Source organism: Stenotrophomonas sp. TWI1409 (assembly GCF_039673015.1).
In the GTDB taxonomy this organism is placed as follows: domain Bacteria; phylum Pseudomonadota; class Gammaproteobacteria; order Xanthomonadales; family Xanthomonadaceae; genus Stenotrophomonas; species Stenotrophomonas maltophilia_A.
Genome location: NZ_JBDJKU010000043.1, coordinates 1 through 22809, shown reverse-complemented (window position 1 = coordinate 22809; position 22809 = coordinate 1). Strand labels below are relative to the sequence as shown.

Sequence of the window (22809 nt, the reverse complement as noted above, 5' to 3'; positions counted from 1 at the left end):
GTTATACTAACGCACCCCCTTGCCGGCCAAGACTCGTACGCATGTCCGCGACCCCGACCGTTCCGATCACCTTCCAGGGCCTGATCCAGACCCTGAACCAGTTCTGGGCCCAGCAGGGCTGCGTGCTCATCCAGCCGCTCGACCTGGAGGTGGGCGCCGGTACCTTCCACCCGGCCACATTCCTGCGTGCGATCGGTCCGGAGAGCTGGAACGCGGCCTACGTGCAGCCCTCGCGCCGCCCGACCGACGGCCGCTACGGCGAGAACCCGAACCGTTTGCAGCGCTACTACCAGTACCAGGTGGCGATGAAGCCGGCGCCGGACAACATCCAGCAGCTGTACCTGGATTCGCTGAAGGCACTGGGCATCGATCCGCTGGTGCACGACCTGCGTTTCGTCGAGGACAACTGGGAATCGCCGACGCTGGGCGCCTGGGGCCTGGGCTGGGAAGTCTGGCTCAACGGCATGGAGGTGACCCAGTTCACCTACTTCCAGCAGGCCGGTGGCCTGGAGTGCCGCCCGGTGCTGGGCGAGATCACCTATGGTCTCGAACGCCTGTGCATGTACCTGCAGAACTGCGACAACGTCTACGACCTGGTCTGGACCTACGGCCCGGACGGCCAGCCGGTGACCTACGGCGACGTGTACCACCAGAACGAAGTGGAGCAGAGCACCTACAACTTCGAATACGCCGACGTGGAAGAAATGTTCCACCGCTTCGATGCCTGCGAGCGTGAAGCGCAGAAGCTGGTGGAAGTGAACCTGCCGCTGCCGGCCTACGAACAGGTGATGAAGGCCAGCCACACCTTCAACCTGCTGGATGCGCGCCGCGCGATCAGCGTGACCGAGCGCCAGCGCTACATCCTGCGCGTGCGCGCGCTGGCCCAGGCGGTGGCCAAGGCGTACTACGAGCAGCGCGAGAAGCTGGGCTTCCCGGGTGCGAAGAAGGCCTGACGGCCTTCCTGCACCGACCCGCTTTTCACCCACTACCCGGGGCGCCGGACGCGTTGCGCGCTGCGCCCCCACCACAGGATCGAACCGATGAGCCAACTGTCCCCCCTGCTGATCGAACTGGGCACCGAGGAGCTGCCGGTCAAGGCGCTGCCGGGCCTGGCCCAGGCGTTCTTCGACGGTGTCGTCGAAGGCCTGCGCAAGCGCGGCGTCGCGCTGGAACTGGGCGATGCGCGCCCGTTGTCGACCCCGCGCCGCCTGGCCGTGCTGCTGCCGGGCGTCGGCCTGGAACAGCCGGAACAGCACAGCGAAGTGCTGGGCCCGTACCTGAACATCGCGCTGGATGCCGAAGGCCAGCCGACCAAGGCCCTGCAGGGCTTCGCCGCCAAGGCCGGGATCGACTGGACCGCGCTGGAAAAGACCACCGACAACAAGGGTGAGCGCTTCGTGCACCGCGCGGTGACCCCGGGCGCGAGCACCGCCAGCCTGCTGCCGGAGATCCTGCGCGAGGCGATTGCGGCGATGCCGATTCCCAAGCCGATGCGCTGGGGCGACCACGCCTGGGGCTTCGCGCGCCCGGCGCATTGGCTGGTGCTGCTGCACGGTGCCAACGTGGTCGAGGCCGAGCTGTTCGGCCTGCAGGCCGGCCGTGTCAGCCGCGGCCATCGTTTCCACCACGACCAGGCCGTGTCGCTGGCCCAGCCGCAGGACTACGTTGAAGCCCTGCGCGCCGCCTTCGTGCTGGTCGACCCGAGCGAGCGCCGCGCGCGCATCGTCGCCGAGGTCGAGGCCGCTGCGGCCAAGGCCGGTGGCAGCGCCCGCATCACCGACGACAATCTGGAACAGGTGGTGAACCTGGTCGAATGGCCGTCGGCAGTGCTGTGCAGCTTCGAACGCGCGTTCCTGGCGGTGCCGCAGGAAGCGCTGATCGAGACGATGGAGATCAACCAGAAGTTCTTCCCGGTGCTGGATGCCGCTGGCACCCTGACCGAGAAGTTCATCGGCATCGCCAACATCGAATCGAAGGACGTGGCCGAAGTGGCCAAGGGCTATGAGCGCGTGATCCGCCCGCGCTTCGCCGATGCCAAGTTCTTCTTCGACGAGGACCTGAAGCAGGGCCTGGTGTCGATGGGCGACGGCCTGAAGACGGTGACCTACCAGGCCAAGCTGGGCAGCGTGGCCGACAAGGTGGCGCGCGTGGCCGCTCTGGCCGAAGTGATCGCCCCCCAGGTCGGCGCCGACGCCGCGCAGGCCAAGCGGGCCGCGCAGTTGGCCAAGAACGACCTGCAGTCGCGCATGGTCAACGAATTCCCGGAACTGCAGGGCATCGCCGGCCGCCACTACGCCGTGGCCGGTGGTGAATCGCAGGAGGTGGCGCTGGCCATCGACGAGGCCTACCAGCCGCGCTTCGGCGGTGACGACATCGCGCTATCGCCGCTGGGCAAGGTGCTGGCGATTGCTGAACGTGTCGACACGCTGGCCGGTGGCTTCGCCGCTGGCCTGAAGCCGACCGGCAACAAGGACCCGTTCGCCCTGCGCCGCAACGCGCTGGGCCTGGCCCGCACGATCATCGAAAGCGGCTTCGAGCTGGACCTGCGCGCGCTGCTGGCCAGCGCCAACGCCGGCCTGGCCGCGCGCAACGTGCAGGCCGACGTCGGCGAGCTGTACGACTTCATCCTCGACCGCCTGAAGGGCTACTACGCCGACAAGGGCGTGCCGGCCACGCACTTCAACGCGGTCGCCGAGCTGAAGCCGGCCTCGCTGTACGACTTCGGCCGCCGCCTGGATGCGATCGGCACCTTCGCCGCGCTGCCGGAAGCCGAGGCGCTGGCTGCGGCCAACAAGCGCATCCGCAACATCCTCCGCAAGGCCGAAGGCGACATCCCGGCCCAGATCGACCCGGCGCTGCTGCAGGAAGACGCCGAGCGCGCGCTGGCTGAAGCGGTCACCGCGGCCATCGACGACACCGGCGCCAGCCTGCAGCACAAGGACTATGTGGCTGTGCTGGCGCGCCTGGCACGCCTGCGCCCGCAGGTCGACGCGTTCTTCGATGGCGTGATGGTCAATGCCGAGGATCCGGCGCTGCGTGGCAACCGCCTGGCGCTGCTGACGATGCTGGGCGAGCGCCTGGGCAAGGTGGCAGCGATCGAGCATCTGTCGAGCTGATTGGCGGCCCATCCACGCATGGCGTGGATCTACTGGCATTGCCACCGCGCATCGGATCGGTCTGTGGGTTGCCGGCCAGCGGCCGGCACTACCGGATCACCGCTGGCGGATGTCCATCGGGGTCATTGCCGGCATCGCGCACGATGCCGGCATCCTCGGCTGCGATCACGACGATCGCCACAAAGGCGCGTATTTTGACCGCCACTTAACAACCGATCCCGAATGACGTGATGCATTTCGCATCGTCACCTTCGGTCGGTATGCTGTGCCGCATGCAGCCAAAGAAATACGCCCTGCCGCTGATGGTCCTGTCGCTGGCCGCCACCTCCGTGGCCCACGCGCGCGGCACCATCGACAAGGTGGACATCAAGGGATTGGACAAGGGCGACGACGCCGCAATCATCGAGAACATTCAGGAATCGCTGTCGCTGTACGACACGATCGGCAAGGAACAGGGCGAATCGCGCCTGGAGTACCTGCTGTCACAGGCCGAGCGGCAGACCCGCCAGGCACTGGAACCGTTCGGGTACTACAACCCGGTGATCAAGGTCGAGGCACCGCGCGAGGACGAGCACGTGCGCGTGCTGATCCATGTCGACAAGGGCACCCCGGTGACCGTCCGCCGCGAGCACATCGACATCACCGGGCCGGCGATGTACGACCAGTACCTGCAGGACGATCTGGCCGCGTTCAAGCCGCGCAAGGGCCAGCGTTTCGAACACACGCAGTACGAAGCCAGCAAGATCACCGTCACCCGTCGCCTGGCCGAACGTGGCTATTTCGATGCCGACTACACCCAGCGTCAGGTGCAGATCACCCGTGCCGACAACGCCGCCGACATCGACCTGACCTGGGACAGCGGCCGCCGCTACAACATGGGACCGGTGCGTTTCGAGCAGGACTACTTCGTCGACAAGCTGTTCGATCCGCTGGTCTACTGGGAACAGGGCAGCTACTTCCACGAGGGCAAGCTGGACCGGCTGCGCGAGTCGCTGACCAAGCTGGACTACTTCAGCGTGATCGACATCCAGCCGCGGCCCGACCAGGCCGATGCGAACGGCGAAGTGCCGGTGGATGTGAAGCTGACCCGTGCCAAGCGCACCATCTACACCGCGGGTCTGAGCTACGGCAGCGAAAGTGGCCCGGGTGTGCGCGGTGGCATCGAACGGCGGTGGCTGAACAACCGCGGCCACAAGATGAACACGCAGCTGGACTATGCGCAGAAGCGCAAGAGCCTGGTCACCAGCTACCGCATTCCGGCCTTCAACTGGCTTGATGGCTGGTACACCTTCGCTGCCAGCGCCTACGACGAGCAGACCGACTACATCGACCTGCGCAACTTCAAGCTGATCGCCAGCCGCAGCGGTGAGATCAACGAACACTGGACCGCGATCGCCTCGATCAACGCACTGCGCGAGCGCTGGCGCTATGCCTCCGGCACCGAATTCGCCGACGCGGTCTACAACACGTCGACGCTGGTGTACCCGCAGATGGTCGCCGACTACGTCAACGTCGATGACGAACTGTTCCCGCGCAAGGGCATCAGCGGTACTGCGACGATGCGTGCCGGCGTTGAAGGTGCCGGTTCGGACACCAGCTTCGTGCAGGCCAATGCCGTGCTGCGCTGGTACATCCCGATGGGCGAAAGCAACCGCCTGATCCTGCGCGGCGAGGGTGGCACCACCTGGACCAGTGATCTGGTGGCCATGCCGCCCAGCCTGCGCTACTTCGCCGGTGGTGACCGCAGCATCCGCGGCTATGCCTATCGCGAGGTGGGCCCGCGGACCCCGGCACCGGACAAGTACGCGCTGGGCGCCAAGAACCTGGTGATCGGCTCGGCCGAGTATGAGCACTACTTCAATGGTGGCCCGTGGGGTGCGGCGGTGTTCGTCGATACCGGCAGCGCCTTCGACAACACCATCGATCTGCATACCGGCGTCGGCTTCGGCGTGCGCTGGAAATCGCCGGTGGGCCCGGTGCGCGTGGATATCGCGCATGGCTTGAACAACCCGGATTCGCAGTTCCAGCTGTACCTCAACATCGGAGCGGACCTGTGAGTACGCCCGCACCGACTCCGAACCCGAGCACGCCGCCGCGCGTGCGCTTCTACCGCCGCCGCCGCTTCTGGGCCTGGTCCGGTGTGGGCGTGCTGGGCCTGGTGCTGCTGGCCCTGCTGGCGGTGTACTGGCTGCTGCAGACCGTGGCCGGCCGTGACGTGCTGCTGGCGCAGGTGGTGGCACGGCTGCCGGTGGGCGCCAGCTTCACCTGGGACAAGGTGGACGGCCCGGTGGCCGGTCCGCTGACCCTGTACAACGTCGACTTCCGCTACGACGACATCCATTTCCACGCCGAGCGCGCCCATCTGGAGCCGGACCTGCGCCCGCTGCTGGGCCGCAAGCTGCTGCTGGACAAGCTGGAGCTGACCAACGCGACGCTGAACCTGGCCAAGAGTGACGAGCCGTTCAAGCTGCCGTCGTGGCCGGATTCGCTGCCGCAGATCGAAATGCCGTTGGCGATCCAGGCCGATGCCATCGCCATCGACGGCTTCCGCATCAGCCAGGCCAACGAGCCGGTGATCGACATCAGTCGCGTGCGCGGCGGCATCGAGATCGCCAATGGCGAGTTCCAGGCACACAAACTGGTGGTGGACAGCGACATGGGCAATTTCACCGCCCAGGGTCGTTACATCCCGGCCAAGGACTACGACACCGATGTGACCGTCACCGCGGTGCTGCCGGCGCCGCGTGGCCGCACGGCCGCCACCGTCGGCCTGGTCGCGCGCGGTGACCTGTCGCACATGGAAGTGGCCGTAGCCGGGCGCGCGCCGAAGCCGCTGCACGCGATGCTGGTGTTCGATGGCCGCACCGATCCGAGCTGGAGCGCCAGCATCCGCAGTGACGAGCTGGATCTGGCGCTGCTGTCGCCGGCACTGGCCAGCTCGGCGATCGCGCCGCTGGCACTGGACTTCACCGCCGCCGGCAAGGGCGGCAACGCCAACCTGCGTGGCAAGGTGAAACAGGGCGATCAGGAACTGGAACTGGCACCGTCGGTGGTGTCGCTGCAGGACCAGGTGCTGAAAGTCTCACCGCTGCTGGTGAAGGGTCTTGGCGGTGAGGCGCGGCTGGAAGGCACCGCCGATTTCAGCCAGGAAGACCAGCAGAAGCTCAACTTCTCGGTGGTCGCACATGACCTGACCTACGTGCCAGCGGCGGACCCGAACACCGCCGGCAGCGCCCCGGTGCCGGTCACCTTGAAGGAAGCACGCTTCGGCCTGGCCGGTACCCTGAAGGCCTGGGCGGCGATCGGCCGCGCCGAGGTCGAGCGCGACGCGCAGAAGGCACAGCTGCACTTCGATGTGCGCGGCAACGATCAGGCCGCGTCGATCCACCAGCTGCAGGCGCAGACCCCGGGTGGCCAGCTGCAGGTGGAAGGCCAGGTGGCGTGGGCACCGCAGCTGGACTGGGATGCCAAGGCCACGCTGAAGGACTTCGACCCCGGCTATTTCGTGCCGGGATGGAATGGCCGCCTGTCCGGCAACCTGGCCTCCAAGGGCCGCCAGCTGCCGCCGCCGGCAAACGCACCGCCGGGTACCGCCGGCACGTTGGAAGCCACGGTCGATCTGCCGTCGTTGAAGGGCGTGCTGCGTCAGCGCAACCTGGACGCGCAGGGCAAGTTCGCGCTGCAGGGCGCGCAGGGCCAGGGTGACCTGAAGCTGTCGCTGGGCAGCAGCCGGGTGACCGCTTCGGGCAAGGTCGGTGACCGCCTCGACATCGATGCGCGTTTCGAACCGCTGCAGCTGAGTGACCTGCTGCCGGGCGCCGATGGCGGCCTGCGTGGCCAGGTACAGGTGAAGGGCCCGCGCGATGCGCCGGACATCACCGCCGACCTGGTCGGCAACAACCTCAACTGGGACGGCTACGGCGCCGAGAGCGTGAGCATCAAGGGCCACCTGCCGTGGCGCGGCGACAGCGGCACGCTGGCGATCCAGGGCCAGGAGGTCAATGCCGGCATGCTGCTGGAACGCTTGAATGTGGATGCGCAGGGCAGTGTCTCCAACCTGCGCCTGGCCGCGCAGACCCGCAACGAGATGGGCGCGATCGAGCTGCAGGGCAGCGTGCGCCAGCAGGGCGCGCAGTGGCGCGGCGAGCTGGCCGCGCTGCGCATCGCACCGGTGAAGGGCGATGCCTGGTCGCTGCGTGCACCGGCGGCGTTCGCGATCAACGGCAGCACCTACACGCTGGGCGAAGCCTGCCTGGCCGCCGCCAGCAGCGGCACACTGTGCGCACAGGCCAACTGGCCGCGCGAGGGCCTGGTGGTGCGCAGTGATGCGCTGCCACTGGCGCTGGTGCAGCCGTGGTTGCCGCCGCAGTCCGGCCGTCGCATCTACCTGCGTGGCGATGTCAGCCTGGATGCGCAGATCCGCCCGCGCGGCAACGCCTGGGAAGGCCATGTGGAAGTGCGCTCGAAGGAAGGCGGCGTGCGCCTGGGTGAGAACCGCAATGCCGTGGGCGACACCACCCGTGGCGAGCTGGTGCGCTACGACCAGTTCTCGCTCAAGCTCGACATGACCCCGGCCAGCATCAAGGGCTACCTGGGCATGGGCTTCCAGGGCAACGGCTTCGTCGATGCCAGGATGCAGACCGGTTGGGAAGCCAGCGCGCCGTTGAACGGCGAGCTCTATCTCAACATGTCGCGGCTGTACTGGCTGGAGCTGTTCTCGCCGGACATCGTGCGACCGACCGGCCTGATCGAAGGCCACGTCAGCCTGCGCGGCACGCGTGGCCAGCCGTCGCTGGGCGGTGACGCGCAGCTGAGCAACTTCAAGGGTGAATTCCCGGCACTGGGCCTGACCTTCGACCAGGGCAAGGGCAGCTTCGTGGCCCAGCCCGATGGTTCAGCCAAGATCACCGCGCAGGCCAACTCCGGCCAGGGCACGCTGTACGTGGATGGTGGCCTGTCGTGGTTCGGCGATGCACAGCCGCTGCAGTTGAAGATCCACGGCGACAATGTGCTGCTGTCCAACACCAGCGAGCTGCGCATCGTCGCCAATCCCAACCTCGACTTCACCCTGGCCAAGGCCGCGATGGAGCTGCGTGGCACCGTGCACGTGCCCGAGGCCGACATCGATCTGGAGCGCCTGGACCGCGGCACCTCGGTGTCCGAAGACGTGGTGGTGCTCGACCCGGCCGATCCGGAAGAGTCGCGTACCTCGCCGCTGGACATGGAGCTGACGGTCAGCCTCGGTGACAAGGTGAAGATGACCGGCTTCGGCCTGAAGGGCGCGCTGACCGGCAAGATGCAGGTCTGGGCCAAGCCTGGCCGCGAAATGACCGCCAATGGTGGGCTGGAAGTGAGTGGCCGCTACAAGGCGTACGGGCAGGACCTGACCATCACCCGCGGCAACCTCACCTGGAACTACAACGCGGTGTCCGACCCGCGCATCAACATCCGCGCCGAGCGCCGGATCGGTGATGTCACCGCGGGTATCGACGTGACCGGGCGTGCGCAGCAGCCGCGTGCGGACGTGTGGTCCGATCCGGCGATGTCGCAGTCCGAAGCCCTGGCTTATCTGGTGCTGGGACGCAGCTTGACCGGCGCCAGCAGCGACCAGACGCAGCAGGTCAATGCGGCCTCGGCGGCATTGTCGGCCGGCAGCGGCCTGCTGGCCTCGCAGCTGGGTGCCAAGCTGGGCCTGGACGATGCCGGCGTGAGCCAGTCGCGCGCGCTGGGTGGCTCGGTGATCGGCGTCGGCAAGTACATCTCGCCCAAGCTGTACGTCGGTTACGGCGTGTCGCTGGTCGGTGCCGGTTCGGTGATCACGCTGAAGTACCTGCTGCGTCGCGGCTTCGACGTGGAAGTGGAATCGAGCACGGTGGAAAACCGCGGTTCGATCAACTGGCGACGGGAGAAGTAACGATGCGGTAGTGCCGGCCGCTGGCCGGCAACTGCACCGTATCTCCCGAGTTGCGTGGGTTGCCGGCCAGCGGCCGGCACTACCGTGCACGACGGCCCCAACCATCGGCCGTTGCCCCATCCGCCCCCAGCGGCTATGGTCCCGGGCTGTTCTGTCGTACCGGATTGCCCCATGTCACCACGCAAAGCCCTTCCCACTGCCCTGGCCCTGGGCCTGACCCTCGCCGCCGGCGCCCACGCCGATGAAGGCATGTGGATGCCGACCCAGCTGCCGGAGCTGGCCAAGCCGCTGCAGGCCGCAGGCTTCAAGGGCAATCCGGCCGACCTGGCCAATGTCACCGCACCGCCGCTGAGCGCGGTGGTGCGTGCCGGTGGCGGCACCGGCTCGTTCGTATCGTCGGACGGCCTGCTGCTGACCAACCACCACGTGGCGATGGGCGTGATCCAGTACAACAGCTCGCCCGAGCACGACCTGATCAATGGTGGCTTCATCGCCAAGGACCGCGCCGACGAGCGCCCGGCCAACCCGGACTTCCGCGTGCTGGTCACCGTCGGCTTCGACAAGGTGACCGACCAGGTGCTGGCGCAGGCGCGTGGCAAGACCGGCCGTGCCTACTTCGATGCGGTGGATGCGGCCAGCAAGCAGATCGTGGCCGAGTGCGAGAAGGACGGCAGCGTGCGCTGCTCGGTGGCCAACATGTACTACGGCACCGATTTCTACCGCATCGCGCAGCTGGAGCTGAGCGACGTGCGCCTGGTGTATGCGCCGCCGCGAGCGATCGGCAACTACGGCGATGAGATCGACAACTTCATGTGGCCGCGCCACACCGGCGACTTCACCCTGCTGCGTGCCTACGTCGGCAAGGACGGCAAGCCCGCCGCCTACAGCAAGGACAACGTGCCCTACCAGGCGCCGGCGCACCTGCAGATGTCGGTGGAAGGTCCGAAGGAAGGTGACTACGCGATGCTGGCCGGTTACCCGGGCATCACCTACCGCCACCGTACCGCGGCCGAATTCGCTGGCCAGATCGATACCGTGCTGCCGCGCCGCGTGTCGGTGTTCCAGCAGATGATCGACACCATCGAGGCCGCCAGCGCCAAGGACGCGCAGGCGCGCACCCGCTACGCCTCGCAGCTCCAGTCGCTGAAGAACAACCGCAAGCGCGCCGCCGGTGAGCTGGAAGGCCTGTTGCGCAGCGACGCCAAGGCCCAGCGTGCCGCCGACGAGACGGCGATGCTGGCTGCTACCGACCGCAAGTACCAGGGCGATATCAAGGCGCTGCTGACCAACCTGTCGCAGGGCGCGGCGGTGGGCGAACGCGACCTGCTGCTGGACCAGATGGCCGCACAGAGCCAGCTGCTGCGCTCGGCGCTGCTGCTGGAACGCCTGCGCATCGAATCGGCCAAGCCGGACGCGCAGCGCGAGAGTGGTTTCCAGCAGCGCGACCAGGCGATGATCGAAGGCGTGCTCAAGCAGGTTCAGCGCCGTTACGCGCCGGAGGTCGAGAAGGCGCTGCTGACCACCCTGCTGACCCGCTACCAGCAGCTGCCTGACGCGCAGCGCGTGACCGAGTTCGATACGGCCTTCGGCCGTACCCCGGAGCAGCTGGCCAAGGCACTGGACACCCTGTACGCCGGCACCCAGCTGGGTGACGAGGCGCAGCGCCTGTCGCGCTTCGCTGCTGCACGCGAAGGCAAGGCACTGGCCGCCGATCCGCTGATCGCCGTGGCCGGCCCGCTGGTGGCCGCGCAGCTGCGCATCGAGAACGAAAGCAAGACCCGCGAAGGCGAGCAGCTGCGCCTGCGCCCGGCCTACATGCAGGCGCTGTTCGCCTGGCGTGCCAAGCAGGGCCGCGCGGTGTACCCGGATGCCAACCGCACCCTGCGCATCAGCTACGGCAAGGTCGAGGCGCTGCATCCGCGCGACGGCGTGACCTACTCGCCGGTGACCACCGTGGCCGGCATCGTCGAGAAGAACACCAACGCCTATCCGTTCGATGCGCCCAAGCCGCTGCTGGCCGCGATCGCCAAGGGTGACTTCGGCAGCACCGCCGACCCGGCGCTGAAGACCCAGACGGTCAACTTCCTGACCAACCTGGATACCACCGGCGGCAACTCCGGCTCGCCGGTGCTCAACGCCAAGGGCGAACTGATCGGCCTGAACTTCGACAGCAACTGGGAATCGGTCAGCGCCAGCTGGTGGTTCGACCCGCGCTACAAGCGCGCCGTGCACGTGGACATGCGCTACCTGCGCTGGCTGCTGGCCAAGGTCTACCCGGCGCCGGAACTGCTGAAGGAAATGGGCGTGCCGGCCCAGTAAGAAGCCGGCCACGACCAATGGTCGTGGCCCGCACCGCGTAGGCCCCCACCTTGGTGGGGGTGGTTGTCCCCAACGAGCCCGCACCCCCGGCCACGCCTGGCCTACACTGCGGGTTCTTCCGACGGAAACGCGCGCGTGGTCTCCAGCTGGATCCTGCTGCTGGTCTCGGTTGCCTATGCCGCGCTGCTGTTCGGCGTGGCGTGGTGGGGTGACCGTCGGCCGATGTACCCCGACCGGCCGTGGCTGCGGCCGGTGGTCTACAGCCTGGCACTGGCCGTGTACTGTTCGTCGTGGACGTTCTACGGTGCGGTCGGTACCGCCGTGCGCAACGGCGTGGGCTACCTGCCGATCTATATCGGTCCGTTGCTGCTGCTGTTGTTCGGCTGGCGCATCATCGAGCGCCTGGCGCTGATCGCGCGCAGCCAGAACGTGGTGTCCATCGCCGACTTCATCTCTTCGCGCTTCGGCCGCTCGCGGCGGCTGGCGGCACTGGTGGCGATCATCGCGCTGATCGGCATCATTCCGTACCTGGCCCTGCAGTACAAAGCGGTGGCGATGAGCCTGCAGGTGCTGACCGGCAACACCGGCCCGACCGGCTTCTTCACCGATCCCGCGCTGTACGTGGCGCTGCTGATGGCGTTGTTCGCCACCCTGTTCGGTACCCGCCAGGTCGATGCCACCGAACACCATCACGGCATGATGCTGGCGATCGCCTTTGAATCGGTGATCAAGCTGTTGGCGATGCTGGCCGTGGGCGTGTTCGCCTACCTGTGGCTGAGCAACCGCACCGACGCGGTGGTCGAGTCGGTGCATACGCTGTTCACCGGCCTGCCGCCGGTGGGTTTCATCTCGCAGACCCTGCTCAGTTTCCTCGCCATCATCTGCCTGCCGCGCCAGTTCCACGTGGCGGTGGTCGAGTGCGGTGACGTGCGCGATGTGCGCCGCGCGCGCTGGATGTTCGGCGGCTACCTGGTGCTGATCTCGGGCATGGTGCTGCCGATCGCCACCGCCGGCGTGACCCTGTTCGGTACCGGCGGCAGCGTCGCCGACGACTCGATGGTGCTGGCCCTGCCGCTGGCCGAAGGCCGCAATGCGCTGGCGTTGATCGCCTATGTGGGCGGCTTCTCGGCGGCCACCGGCATGGTGATCGTGTCGTCGATCGCGCTGGCCACCATGGTCAGCAACGATCTGGTGATGCCGGTGCTGCTGCGTCGCAGTGGCGACCATCAGGAGGCCGCCGACGTCGCCTCGCGCGTGCTGTGGATCCGCCGCCTGGCGATCCTGCTGCTGGCGCTGATGGCCTACAGCTACTACCGCACCAGCAGCAACGACAGCACGCTGGCCTCGTACGGCCTGATGGCGTTCGCGGCGGTGGCGCAGTTCGCGCCCGGCCTGATCGGCGGCCTGTACTGGCGCGGTGCCAGCCGGCGCGGCGTCGAGGTGGGCATGCTGCTCGGCTTCGCCACCTGGCTGTACACCCTGCTGCTGCCGGCGATGACCATGGCCGGCTGGGTCGACGCCGCATGGGTGCAGCACGGCCCGTTCGGCATCGAGTGGTTGCGCCCGCAGCAGCTGTTCGGCATGACCGGCTGGGATCCGCTGACCCACGGCACCTTCTGGTCACTGCTGGTCAACGCGGCGACGATGATGCTGGTGTCCGCGCGCTGGCGGCCCGGTGTCGACGAGCGGCTTCGCGCCGCGCCGTTCCTCGATCCGTATGCCGAGCGTCCGTCGGTGGCCGGTGGCTGGCCCGGTCACGTGCACGTGGGTGACCTGCTGGCACTGGCCTCGCGCGTGGTTGGCGAGCGCCATGCGCGGCGTTCGTTCTTCGAGCAGGCGCAGTCGCTGGGCCGCGAGCTGCAATCCTCGGCGCCCGCGGACCGGCCGTGGGTGCAGTTCACCGAGCGCCTGCTGGCCGCCTCGATCGGTGCGGCGTCGGCACGCCTGCTGCTGACCAGCCTGCTGCGTGGCTCGGGCATGGATCTGGGCGAAGTGGTGGCCGTGCTTGACGAAGCCGGGCAGGAGCTGCGCTTCAACCGCGAAATCCTGTCGACCACGCTGGAGAACATCAGCGCCGGGGTCAGCGTGGTCGATCCGGACATGCGGCTGACCGCATGGAATCGCCGCTACCAGGACATGTTCGGCTACCCCGACGGCATGCTCTACGTGGGCCGCCCGGTGGCCGACCTGATCCGCTACAACGCGGAGCGCGGCGAGCTGGGCGAGGGTGATATCGAAGTGCAGATCAACCGCCGCATCGGCTACATGCGTGCCGGTTCACCGCATGTGTTCGAGCGCACCCGCAGCGATGGCAAGGTGATCGAGATGCGTGGCCAGGCGCTGCCCGGCGGCGGTTACGTGACCAGCTACAACGACATCACCGACTACAAGCACGCGGAAAAAGCACTGCTGGAAGCCAACGAGACGCTGGAACAGCGCGTGGCCGAGCGCTCGCATGAGGCCGAGGTCGCGCAGCAGTCGAAGACCCGTTTCCTGGCGGCGATCAGCCACGACGTGCTGCAGCCGTTGAACGCAGCGCGCCTGTTCGCCTCGGCACTGCGCGACAGTGATCATGTGAGTGACGAGCAGAAGCATCTGGCCGAGCGTGTGGACGCTTCGTTGCGTGCGGCCGAAGAGCTGCTCGATGGCCTGCTGGATGTGTCGCGGCTGGATGCCGGCGGCCTGCATCCGGTGATCGGCGAGTTCGACGTGAGCGCGTTGATGCGTGAGCTGGCCGCGCAGTACACCCCGGTCGCGGCTGGCCGTGGCCTGCGCCTGGACCTGTTCGCACGCCCGGCGTGGGTGCGCAGTGACCGCCGCCTGCTGCGCCGCGTGCTGCAGAACTTTCTGGCCAATGCGCTGCGCTACACCCGCCAGGGTCGCATCGTGCTGGCCGTGCGCCAACGCGGCGACGAAGTGGAGCTGCAGGTATGGGATACCGGTCCCGGCATTCCCGAGCACCACATGCGGCAGATCTTCGACGAGTTCCATCGCTACCAGCAGCCGTTCGACTGGGGTGAACAGGGGCTGGGCCTGGGCTTGTCGATCTGCCAGCGCATCTCGCGCCTGCTCGACCATCGCCTCAACGCGCGCAGCCGGGTTGGCAAGGGGTCGATGTTCTCGATCATCCTGCCGCGGGTGGCGCCGCTGCCGGGCTACACAGAGCTGGTCACACCTGCACAGAACGTAGCCGCACCAGTGCGCAGCGATTCGCTGGCCGGCCTGCGCGTGCTGTGCGTGGACAACGACGAAGAGATCCTCGATGGCATGCGCGCGTTGCTGGGCCGCTGGCAGGTGCAGGTGATCACCGCTGCCACCGTCGACCAGGCGCTGGAGAAGATTGCCGAGCGCCCGCAGGTGATGCTGGTGGATTACCACCTGCACGACCGCATGGACGGCCTGGATGCGCTGGTAGCGCTGCGCGAGGCGGCCGGTTACCCGCTGCCGGGCGCACTGCTGACCGCCGATGGTCGCGACGAGCTGAAGCGGATGGCGCGCGAACGCGGCTACCGCGTGCTGACCAAGCCGATCAAGCCGGCCTCGCTGCGCGCCTTCCTGGGCGCGCTGCGCGATGCGCAGTAGTGCCTGCCGCCCGGCGGTAGATCCACGCCATGCGTGGATGTGATGCACTGGTAGTGCCGGCCGCTGGCCGGCAACCACGCAATCGCTCGCCTCCGGCAAGTTACCCCACGCCGTGCAGGTGTTCGTACAGGATCGTCGCGCCGATGATCACCAGGATCACGCCGCCGATGATCTCGGCACGCTTGCCGACCATGCTGCCCAGCACGCGGCCGAGCATGATGCCGACAGTGACCATGGTCAGCGTGCACAGGCCGATGACCGCTGCCATCACGCCGATATGCACGTCCATGAAAGCCAGGCCGATACCCACCGCCATCGCGTCGATGCTGGTGGCGAATCCGGTCAGCGCCAGCTTCCAGAACCCGTGGTGCTGCGAGGGGTCTTCGTCTTCGTCGGCACTGTCCGGGCGCAGGCCGTTGTAGATCATGTGGATGCCCAGCGCGCCGAGCAGGCCGAAGGCGATCCAGTGGTCGAAGGCTTCGACGTACTGCAGGGCGGCGCGGCCGAGCAGCCAGCCGATGATGGGCGTGATCGCCTCGATGACGCCGAAGATGATGCCGGCACGCAGTGCGTCGCGGAACACCGGCTTGCGCATCGCCGCACCCTTGCCGATCGCCGCGGCGAAGGCATCGGTGGACATGGCAAAGCCGATCAGGAGGATCGAAATGGGGGACATGGGCGGCGGCTGAGGTCGGGCTAGGACGGACGCACGGCCTGCGCTCGCGCCCAACCTGACGTTGCGCGCGCGGGCCGCTGGTCTCGCCAACCATCATGGTTGTCCACGCCACGGCGCACTGGCCGAGTATGTTGACGTGGACGATTCCTGCGTAGGAATCCGGCTACTCCCCAAGGGGACGCGCAGCTTAGCATCGCGATTCACGCGCGGCGCATTTCCAGCGAAACGCGCAGGCAGGGCTGGTTTGTATAGCGATGGCTATATCGAGAGCGCAGCGGTGCCTGGTAGTGCCGGCCGCTGGCCGGCAGGTGCACCATCAAAAGCGTGCCAAGCAAGCTTGGCACCTACCGGAGCAGTGCCTGATGGTGCTGTGCCATGCCTGGAGGCCTGGGACCATCCGGACAGCCTTCGCGAACGAAAGCGATCAACGTGCGGATACTTTCGATTCTGTTGAGGGCAGGGTGAGAGGTTGCTCATCGGCTGGGCGGGTCATTGAACTGATCTGGAACTGACACCAGTCACCCATGATCTGCAGATTCGCAACCCGCTGCGGATCGTCCTCCCCGCTGGGCCCCACTGCACGAATGCGCAATGCAGCGATGCTTCTCTCGAGATCGTCGACATGGGTGAACAACTGCTCATTGGCTGCATATTCAAGATCGGCGAAGAGCCGCTGGTACCTTGAATAGCCGAGATCAGGCATGAACCTGCCACTCACGCGCCAGGATACATATCGGAAGCACTGGACTACACCAATCTTCAAGCCGTCGGTATCGATCAGTGTCCAGGTGTCCATCGTTCCGGGCGGGAAGTTGGAACTTCCAGCTTGAGACCGAATCCATCATCCCGCCAGAGCTGATTGCGTCATCGGCGGGGCTGGGCAAAAGTGCCAAGCAAGCCTGGCACCTACCGAAGCGATTTCAGGCGGCTTCAGGCCAATGCCGGCCAGCGGCCGGCACTACCTTCAGTCTTCTTCCGGCGGCAGCACGATGGCGTCGTCGTCGATCGCCAGCTTGCCGGCCATCAGCACGGCCTGGGTGCGGTTGGTGACGCCCAGCTTGCGCAGGATCGCGGTGACGTGGGCCTTGATCGTCGCTTCGGACACGTTGAGGTCGTAGGCGATCTGCTTGTTCAAGCGGCCGGCGCCGAGCATCTGCAAAACGCGGAACTGCTGCGGGGTCAGCTCGCGCAGGCGCTGGCCGACTTCGCGTTCCTCGCTGCCGGTGGGCGGCACGTTGTGCGCTTCCGGCGGTGCCCAGGTCTCGCCATCGAGGATGGTGCCCAGCGCGTGGCCGATGGTGTCCGAATCCGCAGACTTCGGAATGAAGCCCAGCGCGCCGTGGTCGAGCGCGCGGCGCATCACCGTGGCTTCTTCGCGCGCGGACACCACCACCACCGGCAGCTGCGGATGCAGCGAGCGCATGTGCACCAGCGCGTTGAAACCCTGCGCACCGGGCATGTTGAGATCCATCAGGACCAGGTCGGCGTCGTTGTGCTGGTCGGCCAGCGCGTACAGCGCTTCCACGCTGTCGGCTTCGAACAGCTGCACGCCGGGGATGACCCGCTGTACCGCCCCACGCAGGGCTTCGCGGAACAGCGGGTGGTCATCGGCAATCAGGAGGGTGGTCATGGGTCGAGCTTATCGATCAGGAAAAAGAGCGACGTGATGGCAGGTGCAGGACGGGTCGGACACGGCCGGGTCCCTCCTCCCGGCCACGTCCCTGGCGCGTCCTGCGCCTGCGGTCACGCCATCAGCGCACCTTGCGCTCGTCCACCAGCGACGCCACCACCGACGGATCGGCCAGGGTCGAGGTGTCGCCAAGCTGGTCCGGTGCGTTCTCGGCGATCTTGCGCAGGATGCGGCGCATGATCTTGCCCGAGCGGGTCTTCGGCAGGCCCGGCGCCCACTGCAGGTGGTCCGGCGTGGCGATCGGGCCGATCTCCTTGCGTACCCAGGCGACCAGTTCCTTCTGCAGCTCGTCGCTCGGAGCCTCTTCGGCCACCAGGGTGACGTAGGCGTAGATGCCCTGGCCCTTCACGTCGTGCGGGAAGCCGACCACGGCCGCTTCCGCCACCTTCGGGTGCGAGACCAGCGCGCTTTCCACTTCGGCGGTGCCGATGCGGTGGCCGGACACGTTGATCACATCGTCCACGCGGCCGGTGATCCAGTAGTAGCCATCTTCGTCGCGGCGGCAACCGTCGCCGGTGAAGTAGCTGCCCGGGTAGGTGCGGAAATAGGTATCGATGAAACGCTGGTGGTCGCCGTACACCGTGCGCATCTGGCCCGGCCAGGAATCACGGATGATCAGGTTGCCCTCGGTCGGGCCGTCCTGGATCTCGCCATCGGCATTGACCAGCGCCGGCTGCACGCCGAAGAAGGGCAGGGTGGCCGAGCCCGGCTTGAGGTCCATCGCGCCGGCCAGCGGCGAGATCAGGATGCCGCCGGTTTCGGTCTGCCACCAGGTATCGACGATCGGGCAGCGGCTGTCGCCGACCACTTCGTAGTACCAGCGCCAGGCTTCCGGATTGATCGGCTCGCCGACGCTGCCGAGCAGGCGCAGCGACGCGCGCGAGGTCTTCTTCACCGGCTCTTCGCCTTCGCGCATCAGTGCGCGGATGGCGGTCGGGGCGGTGTAGAAGATGCTCACCTTGTGCTTGTCGATGACGTTCCAGAAGCGCGAGGTGTCGGGGTAGTTCGGCACGCCTTCGAACATCAGCGAGGTCGCGCCGTTGGCCAGCGGGCCGTACACGATGTAGCTGTGGCCGGTGACCCAGCCGACGTCGGCGGTGCACCAGTAGATGTCGTCCTCGCGCAGGTCGAACACCGCTTCATGGGTGTACGCCGCGTACAGCAGGTAGCCGCCGGTGGTGTGCAGCACGCCCTTCGGCTTGCCGGTGGAACCGGAGGTGTAGAGGATGAACAGCGGGTCTTCCGCGTTCATGCGTTCCGGCTCGCAGGTGGCCGGCTGGCTGTCCACCACATCGTGGAACCAGCGATCGCGCGGCGCCTGCATGTCCACCGCGCCACCGGTGTGGCGCACTACCAGCACGGTTTCAACCGTGTTCGTGCCGGGCAGCTTCAGCGCTGCATCGACGTTGGCCTTCAGCGGAATCTTTCGACCACCGCGCAGGCCCTCGTCTGCGGTGATGATCAGCTTGCTCTGGCAGTCGCTGACGCGGTCGGCGATCGAGTTCGGTGCGAAGCCACCGAACACCACCGAGTGGATCGCACCGATGCGTGCGCAGGCCAGCATGGCCACGGCGGCGTCGACGATCATCGGCAGGTAGATGGTGACCCGATCGCCCTTCTTGACCCCGAGGTTGCGCAGCGCGTTGCCGAGGCGGCAGGTGCGCTCGTACAGCTCGCGATAGGTCACGTGCTGCGCCGGTGCGTCCGGGCCATCCGGCTCGAACAGCAGGGCGGTCTTGTCGCCACGCTTCTCCAGCTGGCGGTCCAGGCAGTTCACACTGGCATTGAGCTCGCCATCTTCGAACCACTTGATGTGGAAATCGGACAGGTCGTAGCTGACGTTCTTGATCTTCGTCGGCTTGCGCATCCACTCCAGGCGCTCGGCGGCCTTGCCCCAGAAACCATCCGGGTCGGTCACCGAAGCCTGGTACTGCTGTTCGTACGACGTCTTGTCGATGCGTGCCTTGGCGGCGAACTGCGGATCGACGGGGTAGATATCAGCCATGGCACCCTCACTTGCACGTTGACTTTGTATGTGCGGTCGCAGCATTGCGGCGACCGATCCCCTTCAGTTTGCCCCATCCACCCCCGGCCGCGTCACCACTCTGGTTAGACCATGGTCGAAAGTGAGCGCCCAGCAGGGCCGGGTTCGACCAATGGCGAATAGCCGCTATACATAATCGCCCCGCAGTCTCGGCTCGACCGTGCCCCACGCGCGGCATCACCTTGCCACTTGGGAGAGAGGGCAACATGAGCCACCGTACGTTGAAAGCCGTGCGCAAACCTTTGGCGGCCTGCCTGTTGGTCGCCCTGGTCGCACCGGGCATGGCGTTCGCAGAGACCGCCAAAGAGAAAGCGCTGGAAGCACGCGTTGCCGAACTGGAACGCCAGGTCCAGCTGCTGCTGTCTTCGCAGCAGCAACAACAGAGCCAGATCAGCCAGACCCAGCAGGCGGTGACCGAAGTCCGCACGGTGCAGGCCGAGCAGAAGCCGGTCGCCTCGGTGCCGGCGGGCAAGCAGCCGATCCAGGTCACCACCATCACCCCGGGCGCCGCGCCGGGCACCACGGTCAAGATCGGCGGCTTCATCAAGGCCGATTTCCTCGCCACCCAGACCAGCGATGGCCAGCTGGCTGACGACGCCACCGGCCGCTCGCTGTACCTGCCGGGCCAGACCCCGGTGGAAGGCGCCGGCGGCAGCGGCAAGCGTTCGGGTACCGATTTCAACGCCCACGCCAAGTTCTCGCGCTTCAACCTGGGCATCGACAACGTGAGCGAATCGGGCAACAAGGCCGGTGCGTTCTTCGAGATGGACTTCTTCGGCAACTCGCTGGGCAACCAGACCGCGACCAATACCTACGGTGTGACCCTGCGCCACGCCTACATGTACTGGAACAACTGGATGGCCGGCCAGACCTGGTCCAACTTCATGGACGCGGCCGCACTGCCGGAAGCGGTCGACTTCGTCGGTCCCACCGACGGCGTGATCTTCGTGCGCCAGGCGCAGGTGCGCTACACCCAGGGTGGCTTCAGCGTCGCGCTGGAAAACCCGGAAACCACCACCCTCACCGGTACCCGCAACCCGGTCACCGGCGCCTGGACCAACGCCAGCGCCAACTCCGATCGTGGCAGCCTGCCTGATCTGACCATGCGCTATGGCTGGAAGGGCGACTGGGGCACCTTCGGTGTCGGCGGCATCATCCGCCAGCTGAAGGTCGACAACCAGGCCACCGGCGCCAAGGCCGACAAGGTGGCCGGCGGCCTGACCCTGGGCGGCAAGTGGGTGATGGGCGACAGCGATTCGCTGCACTACCAGCTGACCGGCGGCGAAGGCATCGCCCGCTACATCGGCCTGGGCATCACCGCCGACAGTGCCTACGACGTGGCCCGCGACGAGCTCAACCCGACCGGCGTGCTGGCCGGCTACGTGGGCTGGCGGCATGCGTTCTCGCCGAAGCTGCGCACCAACCTGATCTACGCGCGCAGCGACTACGACAACGACAGCATCCTCGGCCCGCTGGTGACCAAGAGCGTGCAGAGCATCCGCGGCAACATCTTCTATTCGCCGCTGCCCAAGGTCGATATCGGCGCCGAGCTGATGTACGGCCGTCGCGAAGTGGAGAACGGCAACAAGGGTGACATCACCCGGTTGCAGTTCACCACGAAGTACAGCTTCTAAGAGCGTGCCGGCCAGCGGCCGGCACCTACCGAATTGTGTGCCGACCAACGGTCGGCACCCACCGACCCAGGTCGGCATCTACAGAGGGAAAACGTCCCATGTCCAGCACTGCATCCAGCCCGCACAATGCGGCGGGCACCCTGACCAAGGGCCACAAGAAGGTCATCTTCGCCTCGAGCCTCGGCACGGTCTTCGAGTGGTATGACTTCTTCCTGTACGGCTCGCTCGCGGCCATCATCGCCAAGCAGTTCTTCAGTGGCGTCAATGAAACCACGGGCATGATCTTCGCCCTGCTGGCGTTCGCCGCCGGCTTCTTCGTGCGTCCGTTCGGTGCGGCCTTCTTCGGCAGCCTCGGCGACCGCATCGGCCGCAAGTACACCTTCCTGGTCACCATCCTGATCATGGGCATCTCGACCTTCCTGGTCGGTGTGTTGCCCAACTACGCCTCGATCGGTTTCGCCGCACCGGTGATCCTGATCATCCTGCGCCTGGCCCAGGGCCTGGCGATGGGCGGCGAGTACGGCGGTGCCGCCACCTACGTGGCCGAGCATGCGCCGGACGACAAGCGCGGCCTGTACACCAGCTTCATCCAGTGCACCGCCACGCTCGGCCTGTTCATGTCGCTGCTGATCATCCTGGCCTGCCGCTACTTCCTCGGCAACGAAGCCTTCGAAGCCTGGGGCTGGCGTATTCCGTTCCTGGTCTCGATCCTGCTGCTGGGCGTGTCCGTGTGGATCCGCCTGCAGCTGAGCGAGTCGCCGCTGTTCCAGCAGATGAAGTCCGAGGGCAAGGGTTCCAAGACCCCGTTCCGTGACAGCCTGAAGGGCGGCAACCTGAAGCTGATGCTGCTGGTCCTGCTCGGCGCTGCGGCTGGCCAGGCGGTGGTCTGGTACGGCGGTCAGTTCTACGCGCTGTTCTTCCTCAGCAGCATGCTGAAGGTCGATGCCACCACCTCCTACCTGCTGATCGCGGCCGCGCTGGCACTGGGCGTGCCGTTCTTCATCTTCTTCGGCTGGCTGTCCGACCGTATCGGCCGCAAGAAGATCATCCTCGCGGGCTGCCTGCTGGCCGCCGTCACCTACATCCCGATCTTCAAGGGCCTGACCCACTTCGCCAACCCGGCCATCGAAGAAGCCCGCAGCAGCTCGCCGGCCCTGGTCGTGGCCGATCCGGCCACCTGCTCGTTCCAGTTCGATCCGGTCGGCCTGCGCAAGTTCACCAGCTCCTGCGACGTGGCTACCGCCGCGCTGACCAAGGCCGGTGTGCCGTACGACGTGCAGCCCGCCGCCGCCGGTTCGCTGGCGATGGTGAACGTGGGCAGCGCCAGCGTCACCTCGTATGAGGCCGCCGGCCTGACCAAGGAAGACGGCAAGGCCAAGGCCGATGCGTTCGGTGCGGAACTGAAGACCGCCCTGACCACCGCCGGCTACCCGGCCAAGGCCGATGGCGCACGCATCAACATCGCCGGCACGATCTTCATGCTGTGGCTGCTGGTGCTGTACGTGACCATGGTCTACGGCCCGATCGCCGCCTACCTGGTCGAACTGTTCCCGACCCGCATCCGCTACACCTCGATGTCGCTGCCGTACCACATCGGCAACGGCTGGTTCGGTGGCTTCCTGCCGGCGATCTCGTTCGCGCTGGTGGCCGGTACCGGCAACCTGTACTACGGCCTGTGGTACCCGATCATCATCGCGCTGATGTCGGTGGTGATCGGCGGCCTGTTCCTGCGCGAGACCAAGGACGTGGATATCACCAAATAACCGGCGTGCCGCCCAAAGGGGGGCACCCCCCGGGTGTGAGGGGCCGCGGTGCCTGCCGCCGCCCGCGGTTT

General features: G+C 66.8%; 12 protein-coding genes and 1 riboswitch. Of the genes, 8 read left to right on the top strand and 4 right to left on the bottom strand.

The genetic code is table 11. The annotated features are described in order from the left end of the window. The first annotated feature begins 41 nt into the window (after window positions 1-41). From glyQ to ABE423_RS14275, 6 genes are all read left to right on the top strand, one after another. Window positions 42-953: a glycine--tRNA ligase subunit alpha gene (glyQ, locus tag ABE423_RS14300; protein ID WP_006403404.1), complete on the top strand. Its 912-nt coding sequence runs from the start codon at window positions 42-44 to the stop codon at window positions 951-953. Between the two features lie 87 nt (window positions 954-1040). Next, window positions 1041-3116, top strand: a complete 2076-nt coding sequence (gene glyS / locus ABE423_RS14295) for a glycine--tRNA ligase subunit beta (RefSeq protein ID WP_125893293.1) — start codon at window positions 1041-1043, stop codon at window positions 3114-3116. Window positions 3117-3376: 260 nt separating this feature from the next. Then, complete coding sequence (locus ABE423_RS14290) at window positions 3377-5173, top strand: autotransporter assembly complex family protein (RefSeq protein WP_346486501.1); 1797 nt, start codon at window positions 3377-3379, stop codon at window positions 5171-5173. Beyond that, window positions 5170-9030, top strand: a complete 3861-nt coding sequence (locus ABE423_RS14285) for a translocation/assembly module TamB domain-containing protein (protein ID WP_346486489.1) — start codon at window positions 5170-5172, stop codon at window positions 9028-9030. Before ABE423_RS14290 ends, ABE423_RS14285 begins: the two co-directional genes overlap by 4 nt. Window positions 9031-9201: 171 nt before the next feature. Then, the gene (locus tag ABE423_RS14280) at window positions 9202-11349 is read left to right on the top strand and encodes a S46 family peptidase (RefSeq protein WP_346486487.1); all 2148 of its coding nucleotides are present in this window, start codon (window positions 9202-9204) and stop codon (window positions 11347-11349) included. Window positions 11350-11484: 135 nt separating this feature from the next. Beyond that, on the top strand, window positions 11485-14931 hold the full coding sequence (locus ABE423_RS14275; protein ID WP_346486486.1) for a PAS domain-containing hybrid sensor histidine kinase/response regulator: 3447 nt from the start codon (window positions 11485-11487) through the stop codon (window positions 14929-14931). A gap of 100 nt (window positions 14932-15031) precedes the next feature. Here ABE423_RS14275 and ABE423_RS14270 read toward each other — a convergent pair whose 3' ends face one another. From ABE423_RS14270 to acs, 4 genes are all read right to left on the bottom strand, one after another. Beyond that, the gene (locus ABE423_RS14270) at window positions 15032-15607 is read right to left on the bottom strand and encodes a manganese efflux pump MntP family protein (RefSeq protein WP_006403281.1); all 576 of its coding nucleotides are present in this window, start codon (window positions 15605-15607) and stop codon (window positions 15032-15034) included. Window positions 15608-15695: 88 nt separating this feature from the next. Continuing rightward, window positions 15696-15785, bottom strand: a riboswitch (yybP-ykoY riboswitch). 246 nt (window positions 15786-16031) lie between these two features. Further along, window positions 16032-16403 (bottom strand): hypothetical protein, encoded by a 372-nt coding sequence (locus ABE423_RS14265; RefSeq protein ID WP_346486485.1) that lies wholly within the window; start codon window positions 16401-16403, stop codon window positions 16032-16034. Between the two features lie 168 nt (window positions 16404-16571). Continuing rightward, window positions 16572-17237, bottom strand: a complete 666-nt coding sequence (locus ABE423_RS14260) for a response regulator transcription factor (RefSeq protein ID WP_005420420.1) — start codon at window positions 17235-17237, stop codon at window positions 16572-16574. Window positions 17238-17358: 121 nt separating this feature from the next. Next, window positions 17359-19302, bottom strand: coding sequence for an acetate--CoA ligase (acs, locus tag ABE423_RS14255; protein ID WP_032128463.1), 1944 nt, complete (start codon window positions 19300-19302; stop codon window positions 17359-17361). Between the two features lie 245 nt (window positions 19303-19547). Here acs and ABE423_RS14250 point away from each other — a divergent pair, with 245 nt between their 5' ends. Both ABE423_RS14250 and ABE423_RS14245 read left to right on the top strand, forming a co-directional pair. Further along, complete coding sequence (locus ABE423_RS14250) at window positions 19548-20975, top strand: DcaP family trimeric outer membrane transporter (protein ID WP_346486484.1); 1428 nt, start codon at window positions 19548-19550, stop codon at window positions 20973-20975. A 98-nt stretch (window positions 20976-21073) separates the two neighbouring features. Next, complete coding sequence (locus ABE423_RS14245) at window positions 21074-22738, top strand: MFS transporter (RefSeq protein WP_049399160.1); 1665 nt, start codon at window positions 21074-21076, stop codon at window positions 22736-22738. Window positions 22739-22809: the final 71 nt, after the last annotated feature.

Bases quoted from the DNA above. Each gene is read 5' to 3' on its own strand.
- ABE423_RS14280 (WP_346486487.1), top strand. From the start codon at position 9,202: ATGTCACCACGCAAAGCCCTTCCCACTGCCCTGGCCCTGGGCCTGACC.
- ABE423_RS14265 (WP_346486485.1), bottom strand. From the start codon at position 16,403: ATGGACACCTGGACACTGATCGATACCGACGGCTTGAAGATTGGTGTA.
- ABE423_RS14250 (WP_346486484.1), top strand. From the start codon at position 19,548: ATGAGCCACCGTACGTTGAAAGCCGTGCGCAAACCTTTGGCGGCCTGC.
- ABE423_RS14260 (WP_005420420.1), bottom strand. From the start codon at position 17,237: ATGACCACCCTCCTGATTGCCGATGACCACCCGCTGTTCCGCGAAGCC.
- ABE423_RS14270 (WP_006403281.1), bottom strand. From the start codon at position 15,607: ATGTCCCCCATTTCGATCCTCCTGATCGGCTTTGCCATGTCCACCGAT.
- glyQ (WP_006403404.1), top strand. From the start codon at position 42: ATGTCCGCGACCCCGACCGTTCCGATCACCTTCCAGGGCCTGATCCAG.
- acs (WP_032128463.1), bottom strand. From the start codon at position 19,302: ATGGCTGATATCTACCCCGTCGATCCGCAGTTCGCCGCCAAGGCACGC.
- ABE423_RS14290 (WP_346486501.1), top strand. From the start codon at position 3,377: ATGCTGTGCCGCATGCAGCCAAAGAAATACGCCCTGCCGCTGATGGTC.
- ABE423_RS14245 (WP_049399160.1), top strand. From the start codon at position 21,074: ATGTCCAGCACTGCATCCAGCCCGCACAATGCGGCGGGCACCCTGACC.
- glyS (WP_125893293.1), top strand. From the start codon at position 1,041: ATGAGCCAACTGTCCCCCCTGCTGATCGAACTGGGCACCGAGGAGCTG.